Raw genomic sequence first — 12,234 nt, forward strand, 5'->3', positions numbered from 1 at the left:
CATCACTCGACAAGGAGAGCCCATGAAGAACGCACGGGCGATGGGTCCCGTCGCCATTTTGCTGATCGCCGCGCTGGCAGCCGCGCCGCGGTCCGCCACCGCCGCAAAACTCACGCTCGAGCAGGTAACGGGCGGCCACACCCTGCTGGCGCCGCTGCCCACACAGATCAAATGGCGCGGAAACGGCAAGGGGGTGTCGTTCATCCAGACCCTCCCCGCGGGCGAGGACGACACCCGGCAGAAGGCGTTGATGGTACGCGATGTCCCCTCGGGCCGTGAACACGTGCTGTGCATCGCCGACACCGTCGGCATTCCCGCCGACCTGCGCGAGGGCGACGACGACCGCTTCTCGATATCCTCCCACGAGTGGAATCCGGCCGGCGACCGCGTGGTGTTCACGTTTCGGGGCGACCTCTTCCTGCTCGACGCCGGCAACGGGCACATCGACCGGCTGACCGAGAGCGAAGGAGATGAGCAGGACGCCGTCTTCTCCCCCGACGGAACGATGATCGCCTACGCGCGCGGCAACGATCTCTACGCGATGGACGTCGACACGCGCACCGAGATCCGCCACACCACCACCGGCTGCGACACCATCTACAACGGCATACTCAACTGGGTCTACATGGAGGAGTTGTTCACGCGCGGCGACGTACGCGCGTTCTGGTGGTCGCCGGACGGGTCCCGCCTGGCGTTCCTGGAGATTCGCGACGGCAGCCCGCCGGTGTACCCCATCGTCGACCAGATCCCCACCCAGGCCACCTACACGCTGCAGCACTACCCCAAACCGGGTGATCCCAACCCGGTGGTGCGCGTCGGCATCGTGCCGGCCCGCGGTGGCGCCACCACCTGGGCCGACGTCGATACCGGCGACGACTCTTACATTGCGCGCGTGTACTGGGTGGGCGACGGGAGCGCGGTTGCCATCGAGAAGCTCAACCGCGCCCAGGATCACCTGCGGCTGCTCTTTGCCGAAGCCGGCAGCGGCCGCACCGACGTGGTGCTGGAGGAGTCCTCCTCCACGTGGATCAATGTCACCTACCTGAAGCACTACTACGAGAAGAAGCGCCAGTTCCTGTGGGGCTCGGAGCAGGACGGCCACATGCACCTGTACCTGCACAACGTCGACGGCAGCCTCATTCGGCAGGTCACGTCCGGTGACTGGGAGGTGGCGAGCCTGGTGGGGGTGGACGAGAAGAAGGGCCGCATCTGGTTCACCGGCAACCACGGCAGCGTGATCGAGAACCACCTGTACCGGGTGAACGAGAACGGAAAGGATCTCAAGCGGGTCTCGACCGAAGCAGGCACCCACCGCGTGACCATGGCGCCGGACAACCGCAACTACATCGACGCGTACTCATCGCACGAGCGCCCGACGCGCTACGCCGTCCACAACAGCGACGGCAAACTGCTGTTCGTGATCGGCGACCAGCTCACCGACGCGCTGACCGCCGCGAACATCCCGCCCCAGCAGTTCCTCACCATCCAGCACGAGGGGCGCACCTACCACTGCGCCATGCGCAGACCGCCGCAGATGGAGCCGGGGAAGAGGTACCCGGTGATCGTCTTCGTGTACGGCGGCCCCGGGTCGCAGGTGGTGCGCGATGCGTGGTCGCGCCAGGACCTGTGGCACGCGTACATGGCGGAGAACGGCTACATCGTCTTCAGCCTGGACAACCGCGGCTCCGCCGGGCGCGGTAAGGCATGGGAAGAGCCCCTGCTGAAACAGATGGGCGTCGTCGAGCTGGAGGACCAGCTGGCGGGAGTCGACTATCTCAAGTCGCTCTCGTTTGTTGACCCGGAGCGCATCGGGGTATGGGGGTGGAGCTACGGGGGGTACATGACGCTGCTGTCGCTCTTCAACGCCCCCGATGTGTTCCGCGCCGGCGTTTCGGTGGCGCCGGTGACGGACTGGCGCCTGTACGACTCCATTTACACCGAGCGCTACATGAAACTCCCCGGGGACAACGCGGCGGGCTACGACGCGTCGGCGCCGCTGACCCACGCCGACAAGCTGGAGGATCCGCTGCTGCTGATGCACGGCGACGCGGACGACAATGTCCACATGCAGAACTCCATTGTGCTGCTGCGCGCGTTGATCGACGCCGGCAAGGAGTTTGAGTTCATGCTCTACCCGCAGCGGGAACATTCCATCGCGGGGACCGCCGACCGCCTGCACCTGTACCGCAAGATGACGCTCTTCTTCGACCGGAATCTGAAGGGGATGGCCGGGGAGAGCGCAACGCAGGTTCCGTGAGCGGAGCGCGGACGCGCGCGGGAGTGAAAACGGAAAAGCCCGGCCGTTTGCATGATCGGCCGGGCTTTCCAAAACATCCAAGTGGTTGGTATCGATTCCCTCTCAGCAACGACTCACGCGGTTACTCGGAACCAGTGAAAGGCCCCCGCAAGGACCCGGGGAATACGTCCGCGTGATTTTTAAAAGAAACCTCCACTACCGTTTTGGATGCCTGTTTGCCCCTGTTCCAAAGGGTCCGGCGGACGGGAAGTACCAGAACCCGGCTCGCCGGCCAGGATGCACCATTGCATCCTGTATGCCACTACGACCGACGCTGTAACTTGTTGCATAAATGTTGTTTCGAGATTGGGTCGCGCCGGGACGGTGGAAGGACTTTTGACAAACTGTGAACTCTGTTTACAGTCAGGCGTGTGTTTCCGCCCCTCGGAGAGGGTAAATTGGGGCGAAACGGGCGTTTACCCCCGGGGTACAACCCGGGGTTCGTCATCCGGCCGGTTTGCGATATAATCAGCGACCTTGATTCTCCCGGTAGTCTCGGCCCTAGAAAGGAAACGTTTCCATGCAGATTCGCCGTATCGGCGCGGTCATCGCCGCCGCCGCGCTGCTCGCCAGCCTCGCCGCCTGTGGAAAGGACGAACAGGAGGCCGCCAAATTCGAACGCGCCGACCACGAGACCTTCGTGCGCGACATGTCGGAGATGTCGTCCTTTACGCTGAAAAACGGCGTCGTCGTGTATCTGCAGGAGGAACGAACCGCGGACCAGGTGGCGGTAGAGTTTCTCTACCAGGCTGGTTTCATGGACGAGCCCAGGGGCAAGGCACAGCTGTCCCACGTGGCCGAGCACCTCGCCGTCTACTGCGCCAGCGGCAGCTTCGGGGCCAACCAGTCCTACGAAGCGGTCACCACCCTCCGCGGTGGCATGCTCAGTGCCGAGGCGGTCTCTGACTTCTCACACATCGACTACATCGTGGAGGCGGATAACCTGGAACTTCCGATGCAGATCGAATCGCAGCGCATCGCCGGCATCTCGTGCGACGAAGCCACCCGCTCGAGAGAGATGGAGAAGGCCATGCGCGAACTCGACAACGTGATCTCCAACCCCAAGGGGTCGCTGGCCAAGTACGGGATGATGGCGCTCAACCAGGCCCTCTACTACGGCCAGACCTTCGTCCCCATCCGCGAGGGCGCAAAGCAGATCAGCGCCCGGGAGGCGGAGGCGTTCGTCCTCGACTACTTCCGCCCCGACGACATGGTCATCGTCATCATCGGAAACATGAAAAAAGCGGACGCCGAGGCCCTGGTGCGCAAGTACTTCGAGGGCATACCGGGCCGGCCGCAGCCGGAGTTGCCGCGCAAACCTGTGACGGGGAACGTACGCGCCCAGTGGGACATCGACGGACAGGCGCTGTACTTTGTGGCTGCGGGCCCCTACGATAGTTACCGGGATCGCCTGGTCCTGACCATGTTCGGTTCCTATCTTCACCAGGTACTGATGACAACAGAGGAAGTCTACCAGCCGTGCCGCTCGGTCTACGCGTCCAACCAGATCTACCGCGTGGACGACATTCCCTTCTTCGTGTTCGCGGAGCCGGCGCAGGGACACACCATCGACGACGTACAGCCGGTGATGCGGCACTACATCGAAGGCGCCGTCGCCAACCTGGACGATTCGCACGTGCTTTCGATCACAGCCAGCATGGTCAGCTTCGTCACGTCCACCGGACTCAAGGCCAACGTTCCTGATTACCCGATGCTGCATCACCAGGTCATCGGGCAGGAAGCGCTCAACGTGGGCATGAAGCACCTGCTGCGCGAGGGGCGCAGCGTGGACGAATTCGTTGCGGAGGTGAACTCGATCAGCGCGGACGAGTTTCGTGCCATCGTTCACAAGTACATCACCCCGTCCCGCATGCAGGAAATCCGCTTTACCAGCCGCGGCTGATCCGCGGCTGTGTGGCGCACAGCGATGACGGCCGCCGGGGACCCCGGCGGCCGTTTTTTGCTGTTCGCGCAGATTGTGCAAGATCCCCCCTTGACAACCGCCGTTTACTGGTTAGTTTATGTTTCGGGACCGATGAAGAGTCGCTTCGAGCAGTAGGCGCAACACAACTGACAACTTTCGAGGCGTTACGCGTGCCGCGATCCTTCGGGATCGTGGGGGCAAGGGTGTGCGCTTCGGCGCGAGTGTCCGGTGTGAAACCACCCGGAATCGCGCCTGGACCTCGCGTCGCAGCGCAGGCTTGGCGAAAGGAGGAAGTCAGAACCTCCGCAGGCGATCATCGAACCGCTGGAGTCAAGCGGATGCGCGCGGGCGGTCGTGGGTCATGGAGGACCGAACGTGTTGGGTCCGCGGTACGGCGGGACGGTACCGTGGGTTCCTCTTGGGGGAGGGGTCTACTTCTGGGAATCAGATTCGCGCGCCGGCTGCCGCGGCCCATTCGAGTCCGGATGAGGACTGTGCGGGCACCCGGGCCGGACGGCCGGCGCGCATCAGGCAGGCATCAATCGCCATGGTGTGGGAGAAGAAGGGTCACCGCTTTCGGTGGCCTTTTTTCTGCGTGCGCGTGTCATTCAATGTAGCCCATGGCGCGCAGCTTGGCGCGAATCTCGTCCAGGTCTTCCGGCGCCAGCTTGCCGCTTACGTTGAGACTGTCCAGCGGGTGGCGGATCCGCCCCCAGTCGATGCGCAGCCAGATTCGCTCGTGGAAGTAGTAAAGCACCATACGCACGCTGTGGAAAATGATGGTGATGACGGTCATCTCCTTCCAGTCCCGCGTGACCGCGTAGGCGATCCCACCCAGCAGAAAGATGCCAATGATGCGCCAGGTGAGCGATTTCACCATCGATCGCTTATGTGTTTCCATGCGTGTTGCCCTTCCCTCTCGGTAAACAAGAAGCGGCGCGCACCGATGGTGCGCGCCGACTCTCTGGGTAAACGGCCGGACTACCGGCCGGCTCACTCTTCGTTCTGGCTCCCGTCCTGCGGGATCGTGCCGGGGGCTATCATGCACTGCGCCCGTCCGACATTCTGCACCAGCCGGCGCAGGTAGATCATATCGTAGTCGCTCATGTAGTTCCCGTCCGGCGGCGTCACCTCCCCCTCGTCGGCGCCGAGCAGCCAGCGCGCGAGCACGACATCCGCCGCGCCCGGCATCGCCAGCATCGATGCCAGTGACATCGACGGTTCCGGTATATCCCACCGGATGAAACCACGCGGACCGTACTCGCGAATGGCAACCTCCTCGCCCTCGTCGAGGCCGATCTGCTCGCGCGCGTACGCGATGGCGTCTTGCAGGCCACCGATGCGGTCGATGAGCCCGTTGGACTTGGCCTCGACGCCGGTCCACACGCGGCCCTGCGCCAGTTCCTCCACCCGCTCGACGGGCATGCCGCGGTTCTTTGCCACCGCACCCACGAACCCACTGTACATCGACTTCATCCCCGTCAGTACCTTGTCCCGCTCCTCGTCGGTAACGGCGCGGTGCGGAATCGCCACCGGGAACAGCGGCGGGCGCAGCGAATAGAACAGATCGGCGTGTTTGCCCGCTTCCACGAAGTCGCCCTCCATGCCCACTTTCTCGCCGATGCCCTTGTCCCACACCCAGCCGGAGATCACGCCGATGGACCCGGTGATGGTGGTGGGCTGCGCAAAAATCTGGTCGGCGCACATCGACAGCCAGTAGCCGCCCGACGCCGCCACGTCACCCTGGGAAACAATAACCGGCTTCTTCTCCTTCAAACGCCGCAGCTGGCCCGCCACGACATCCGACGCCACCGGGCTGCCGCCCGGCGAGTCCACGCGCAGCACCACCGCCTTCACCCCGTCGTCCTGGCGCAGCCTGCGCAGCGTCTTTTCCAGTTCGCGCGCGCGGATGCCGGTGTCCATGGCGCACTCCCCGATGGCGTACACCACGGCGATCTCGGGAATTCCGCCCCACTGCTTGCTCGGGTAGTACTCGTCTGCGAGCTTGTCGGGTCCGACAAACGCCATCTTGCGGCGCTCGGTCTTGTTCACTGATTCTTTTAGCTCGTCCCAGCGACCCAGCTCGTCCACCAGGTTCTCGGCGAGCGCGCTCTGCCCGGTGAACAACACCTCGTCGTTGATCCAGCGATCCACCGTCTCCTCGCTCACACCCCTGCCGGCGGCGAGGCCTTCGCGCATGGTGGCGTAGTACTGGTCCACCAGCGCCTGGCGCTGCTCGCGGTCGGCCTCGCTCATCTCGTGGCGCACCAGCGATTCCATGGCGCTCTTGTACTTGAGGAAACGCCACTCCTCGATGCCGATACCGAGTTTCTCCGCCATGTTGGCCACAAAGGTGCGGCCCAGCACATAACCCGGCAACAGCGCCAGTCCCTCCGGGTCCATCACGATGTGGTCCGCCACGCTGGCCACGTAGTAGGTGGACATGCCGAACTCGTCGACGAACACCACCACGCGCTTTCCGACCGCGCGCAGTTCCTCGAGGCGATGCCGGATCTCCCACGCCTGCCCCCGCGAGAGCCGCGCGCCCGACAGGTTGAGGGCGACGCCCGCAACGCGATCGTCGCTACGCGCGCCGTCCAGCGCCGTCAGGACGTCGTGAAACGTCTGCCGCGAATCGAAGAAGCGGTAACGCGTGTACGGCGGCGAGCCCTTGATGCGCATGTTGAGGTAGCCGCTCTCTTCGAATATCGGGCTCAGCAGCGTCGAGCGCTCCGGATAGCCCAGCCGGATGCCCCAGTTGGTGAGGGCGAGGTCGCTGTTCTGGTCCCAACGCGGCATCCATGAGCCACGCGTCACGCCCTGGCCGAAACCGGCCCCGAAGGTGTACGCGAGCCCGATGGTGAAGCCGCGGTCTCCCTCGGCGTCGTCGTCGAAGTAGCGGCCCACGATCTTGAGCCCGGCCGGGATCTCGAGCATGGCGCCCGCGCTCCACGGACGGGTGTCGGTGCGATCTCCGTCGCGGTAGGCAAGCTCCATGTCACCGAAGACGGTGAGCCGGTCGTTGCCGAGCGGGCGGACGGCCGCGTCGAGCAACCACTGGTTCGCGGTGGATTCCGTGCTCAGGCTGGCGTTGCCGCCCACCGAGAAGAAGCGCCCGATGCGCGCGGCCAGGGCGAGCTGGAAAAACTTCTCACGCCCGTAGGAATCGGTGTCCCCGCCCGACCACGCATAGCCGATACCGGCGGTGAACATGCGCGTGCCTCCACCCAACCCGATACGGTAGTCGGTCACGCTGCGCTCGCCCTGCGGCATCTGATCCTTGGTGTGCACGAAACCAAACCCGAGGTTCTCCAAGCCGATGAAGGTTCCCCAGCGGCTTGCCTCGGAGAGGGCATCCGCGTCGAAGCTCGACCAGTAGAACTCGAATTCCCCGCCCGGCATCATCGGATAAACAGAAGGGTTCGCGTACCCGCCCACCGCCTCGGTGAACGCGGTGGGCCCGGTCAGGTTGAAATTGAGCTGTTCATAATAGGATGGAATGGCGCCAAAGGACGTGGCCCGGGCGGAATGCGCCCCCAGGCAGCCCACTGTCACGAGCGCGGCGGTCAGGCAATGTTTCAACATGATGACGGAGATGCTCCTTTCCAGAACGGCCGGACACCGAGCCGACATTCTAAACCGAGTTCGCCGGTTGATCAATGCAGGTTGAGTGCATGGGTGCACCCATCCTACAATGGGCGCAGAATGAGCAAAAGAGCGACCCCAGCCCCGGCCTCGACGCCTCCGTCCCGTGCACGCCAGGCGGTGTTCTATGCAATCATGGTCTGCCTTGCCGGCCTCGGCGCCCTGCTGGCCGCGGAGGTCATCCTGCGCGTGGTCTCGATCCCCGGTATTTCCTACCACGCGTTCTACTACGATTCCGTCACCGGCGGACGCAACTACCCCGGCGCGACCCTCATGTACCGCAATGATCGTGGCGAGGAAGTTCGCCGCCGCGCCAACGCGTGGGGGTTCCCGGACGTGGAGCACGCCCTGGCGCGTGAGCCGGGCGTCCTGCGCATCGGCTTCTTTGGCGATTCATACACCGAGGCCATGCAGGTCCCGCTGGAGGACACGTTCTTTCGCGTCGTCGGCCGGGAGCTGAACGCGCGCCTCGACGAAATGGCGGGCGCAACCAACCGTCACGACGAGCCGGTCGAACGGGTCGAGACGATCTGTTTCGGAATGTCCGGCCGCGGCACGCTGCAGTCGTGGCTCGAATGCCAGCAGTGGATGGACCGGGCCGAGCTCGACTATGTGGTCTATGTCTTCGTGGAGAACGATCCCATGGATCAGATCCAGGCGCTCAAGGAGAGTGACATCGTTCCTTACCCGGTGCTCTCCGCGGATACGTTCGTGGTGGACCGCTCCTTCCACGAGCGGTATGGGTACAAGGAAAGTGCCGTTCACCGCGCGGGGCAGTACCTCAAGGCCCACTCGCTCGTGATCAGCACGCTGGAGGGCCGTTTGAAGCTGCTGAAGCGCTTCGGGATCAAACGCCGGGTAACCGAGGCCGAGCGCGTGGGCGCGGTGGGGCACGGCGGCGCCGCGGGCATGGCGCCGTCCACGTGGCCGGATTCGCTGGTTACGGAGGGAGAGCTGCTGCTGGAGCGCGTCCTCGGCCGCTGGGCACGGGATGTGGGGCGTGGTGGCCGTCGCTTCGTGGTGCTGCGCGTGCCGCGCGAGGAAGTCCTGCTGGAACCATTGGAGGGGCAGGATTCGTGGGCGCCCGCACTGCACGCCTTCTGTGCGCGCGAACACATTCCGCTGGTGGATCCCACGCCCTACCTGGCCGAACGGGAGCGCGCCGGCCACGAGATGTACTACGATCATTTCACACGCGAGGGGCACGAAGCCTTCGCCGAGGCATTCGTCGCGTTCCTGATTGCGTCCGAATGCGCACACCACACCACCCCCTTGCCGGAGGAAAACCCGTGAAACTCTCGTTCTACGGAGCCGCCGAAACCGTCACCGGGTCCAAGTACCTGTTCGAGAACGGAAGCAAGAAGATCCTGGTGGACTGCGGCCTGTTCCAGGGACTCAAGAAGCTGCGCCTGCGCAACTGGGACGAACCACCCTTCGACGTGGCTGAAATCGACGCCGTGGTCCTGACCCACGCCCATATTGATCACAGCGGCTATCTGCCAGTATTGATGAAGAAGGGATATAAGGGCCCGGTGTACTGCACCTCGGGTACTCGCGACCTGTGCAGTATCCTGCTGCCGGACTCGGGACACCTGCAGGAAGAGGAAGCCCGCTTCCTCACCAAGCACAAGTACTCGCGCCACGACCCCGCGCTCCCGCTCTACACACGCGAGGACGCCGAGCAATGCCTGAAGCAGCTGCACGTGGTCGACTTCGACACCGACTTCGATCTCGGTCACGGGCTGACCTTCCGTTACACCCGCGCCGGACACATCCTCGGGTCGGCGTGGGTGACGTTCATGCAGGATGGCTACCGGGTGGTGTTCTCCGGCGACGTCGGCCGCCAACACGACGTGCTGATGAAGCCGCCCATCGGGATCGAACACGCGGACGTGCTCATCTGCGAGTCCACCTATGGCAACCGCCGCCACCCGGACACCAACCCCGGCATCGAGCTGCGCGATGTGATCCGGCGCACGGTTAAGCGCGGCGGCACGCTGGTTATCCCCGCCTTCGCGGTGGGACGCACGCAATCCCTGTTGTATCTGATATCGGAACTGGACAAGGCCGGCGAGATTCCGGACGTGCCCATCTACCTGAACAGCCCGATGGCCATCGACGCCACCGAGATCTACTGCGACCACGCCGGCGAGCACCGGCTAAACGACAAGCAATGTGGCGAGATGTCGCGCGTTGCGGAGTTCGTTCGCAGCGAAGAGGGGTCGCGGGCGCTCAACACCAACGACGGCCCCGCCATCATCATCGCCGGCAGCGGCATGGCCACCGGCGGACGCGTGGTGCACCACCTGCGCATGCTGCTGCCCGATCCCATCAACACGGTGCTGCTGGCCGGTTTCCAGGCCCCGGGCACGCGCGGAGAAGCGCTGCGCCAGCGCGTCGATTCGGTGAAGATCTTCGGGGAGTACATTCCCGTGCGGGCGGAAGTCGTGGAACTACACGCCATGTCCGCGCACGCGGACTACGTGGAATTGATCGAGTGGCTGAAATCGGTGAAGGCCGCGCCCAAACGCGTCTTCATCACGCATGGCGAAGTAAACGCGGCGGACGCGTTTCGTTCCCACCTGGATCAGAACTTCGGCTGGGACGCGGAGATCCCCGAGTACAGGGAAATCGTCCTTCTCAAGTAGGACCTGAGCGGAGGAGCGGTGTCGCACACGCCCCTCCGCTCGATGAGAGTGCGCTACACGTAGCTCTGGTAAACCGGTTCGAACACGTGCTCGCGGATGAACGCCTCCATGTCGCGCGGCAGCGACACCGTGGCCAACTTTCGCTCGAAGGCCACGCCGGCCACGGCCGCCGCGATCTTCACCGACACGCCGCGGATCGCCGACAGTGGCGGGAAGAGCAGTCCGTCGGCAAGCGCCTGATCCGAGACCTGTTTCGCCAGCGTACGCGCCGCCACCGCGAACATCTCGTTGGTCACCCGTGACGTGCGGCTGGCGATGATACCCAGAGCGATCCCCGGGAACACGTAGGCGTTGTTGGCCTGCCCGGGGACGAAATGGTTGCCGTTCATCAGCACCGGTCGGAACGGACTGCCGCTCGCGAACAGCGCGCGCCCGCCCGTCCAACGGTAGGCCTCTTCCGCCGTGCACTCCGAGTTGGCGGTCGGATTGGACAGCGCGAAGATGATGGGGCGCTCGTTGAGCGCGGCCATGGCCTCCAGCACGTCGCGCGTGAACGTCGCCGCCCGTCCGCTCACACCGATGAGCGCGGTGGGCTTGAGCGCGCGAATCGCGCTCAGCAAGTCCGGTGCGCCGGTGGCATCGTGCGCGTAGGGGAGCTTGTGCGATACCAGGTCGTTGCGGCTCTTCACCACCAACCCCTTGGAGTCCACCAGCCAGCACTGCCTGCGCGCCTCGTCCTGCGGCACTCCCTGATCCACCAGCGCCGACACGATGAGGTCCGCGATACCCACGCCCGCCTCGCCGGCACCCAGGAAGAGGAACCGCTGTTTCTTCAGCTCACCCTTGTTGATGCGCAGCGCCGAGTAGATGCCGGCCAGCGTCACCGCCGACGTGCCCTGGATGTCGTCATTGAACGTGCACACGCGGTCACGGTACTTCTCCAGTATCCTGAAGGCGTTCTGGTTGCCGAAATCCTCGAACTGGATCAGCACCCCTGGCCAGCGTTCGTTGGCGGCGGTCACGAATTCCTCGACGAGGGCATCGTAATCCGCTCCCCGCACGCGCCGCCGGCGCAGGCCCATGTACAGCGCGTCTTCCAGCAGGCTGGTGTTCTCGGTGCCCACGTCCAGCGTCACCGGCAGCGTCAGCGCCGGGTGCACGCCCGCGCACGCGGTATACAGTGAAAGCTTGCCGATGGGAATGCCCATGCCGTTGGCGCCCAGGTCGCCCAGTCCCAGGATGCGCTCGCCGTCGGTAACCACGATGGCACGCACATCGGCCTGCGGCCAGTTGGCGAGCACGTCACGCACGCGCCCGTGGTCCTCGATACCCACGTACAGCCCGCGCGCCCGGCGGAAGATATGCCCGTACTTCTGGCACGCCAGCCCCACGATGGGCGTGTAGATGATGGGCATCAATTCCTCCATGTTGTCCACGACCACGCGGTAGAACAGGGTCTCGTTGCGATCGAGCAGGCTGGCAAGAAAGATGTGGCGCTCGAGATCGTTGGGCTTTTCGCGGTAGTTGGACGTCACCCGGATGACCTGCTCATCCATGGTGGTGGGCCGGGGCGGCAACAGGCCGTGCAGGCCGAGCGCGTCGCGCTCCTCTTCGGTGAACGCCGTGCCCTTGTTGAGCAGTGGGTTGTGCAGAAGATCGGCGCCGTGCGGAAAGTTGTGCGTCCGCGTCCGTGCGCTGGTCGATCGCTTAGTCATGATACT

7 protein-coding genes are annotated in these 12,234 nt (G+C 64.5%); 4 read left to right on the forward strand and 3 right to left on the reverse strand.

Going from position 1 to position 12,234, the window contains the following annotated elements:
- The first annotated feature begins 22 nt into the window (after window positions 1-22).
- Both OEX18_06335 and OEX18_06340 read left to right on the forward strand, forming a co-directional pair.
- Window positions 23-2,257 carry a S9 family peptidase gene (locus OEX18_06335; GenBank protein ID MDH4336882.1) on the forward strand — a complete coding sequence of 745 codons (2,235 nt, stop codon included), beginning with the start codon at window positions 23-25 and terminating at the stop codon, window positions 2,255-2,257.
- A gap of 559 nt (window positions 2,258-2,816) precedes the next feature.
- The gene (locus tag OEX18_06340; protein MDH4336883.1) at window positions 2,817-4,199 is read left to right on the forward strand and encodes an insulinase family protein; all 1,383 of its coding nucleotides are present in this window, start codon (window positions 2,817-2,819) and stop codon (window positions 4,197-4,199) included.
- 625 nt (window positions 4,200-4,824) lie between these two features.
- On the opposite strand, the gene OEX18_06345 is transcribed toward OEX18_06340, so the two are convergent.
- Together OEX18_06345 and sppA are read right to left on the reverse strand one after the other, a co-directional pair.
- Complete coding sequence (locus OEX18_06345) at window positions 4,825-5,121, reverse strand: DUF2061 domain-containing protein (GenBank protein MDH4336884.1); 297 nt, start codon at window positions 5,119-5,121, stop codon at window positions 4,825-4,827.
- 92 nt (window positions 5,122-5,213) lie between these two features.
- On the reverse strand, window positions 5,214-7,805 hold the full coding sequence (gene sppA / locus OEX18_06350) for a signal peptide peptidase SppA (GenBank protein MDH4336885.1): 2,592 nt from the start codon (window positions 7,803-7,805) through the stop codon (window positions 5,214-5,216).
- Window positions 7,806-8,000: 195 nt separating this feature from the next.
- On the opposite strand from sppA, the gene OEX18_06355 reads away from it, so the two are divergent.
- Both OEX18_06355 and OEX18_06360 read left to right on the forward strand, forming a co-directional pair.
- Window positions 8,001-9,158 carry a hypothetical protein gene (locus tag OEX18_06355; GenBank protein ID MDH4336886.1) on the forward strand — a complete coding sequence of 386 codons (1,158 nt, stop codon included), beginning with the start codon at window positions 8,001-8,003 and terminating at the stop codon, window positions 9,156-9,158.
- Window positions 9,155-10,513 carry an MBL fold metallo-hydrolase gene (locus tag OEX18_06360; protein MDH4336887.1) on the forward strand — a complete coding sequence of 453 codons (1,359 nt, stop codon included), beginning with the start codon at window positions 9,155-9,157 and terminating at the stop codon, window positions 10,511-10,513. Before OEX18_06355 ends, OEX18_06360 begins: the two co-directional genes overlap by 4 nt.
- Before the next feature lie 53 nt (window positions 10,514-10,566).
- Here the strand turns inward: OEX18_06360 and OEX18_06365 are convergent, their stop codons facing one another.
- Complete coding sequence (locus tag OEX18_06365) at window positions 10,567-12,228, reverse strand: NAD-dependent malic enzyme (GenBank protein ID MDH4336888.1); 1,662 nt, start codon at window positions 12,226-12,228, stop codon at window positions 10,567-10,569.
- Window positions 12,229-12,234: the final 6 nt, after the last annotated feature.

This window comes from Candidatus Krumholzibacteriia bacterium (genome assembly GCA_029865265.1).
Classification (GTDB): Bacteria; Krumholzibacteriota; Krumholzibacteriia; order WVZY01; family JAKEHA01; genus JAKEHA01.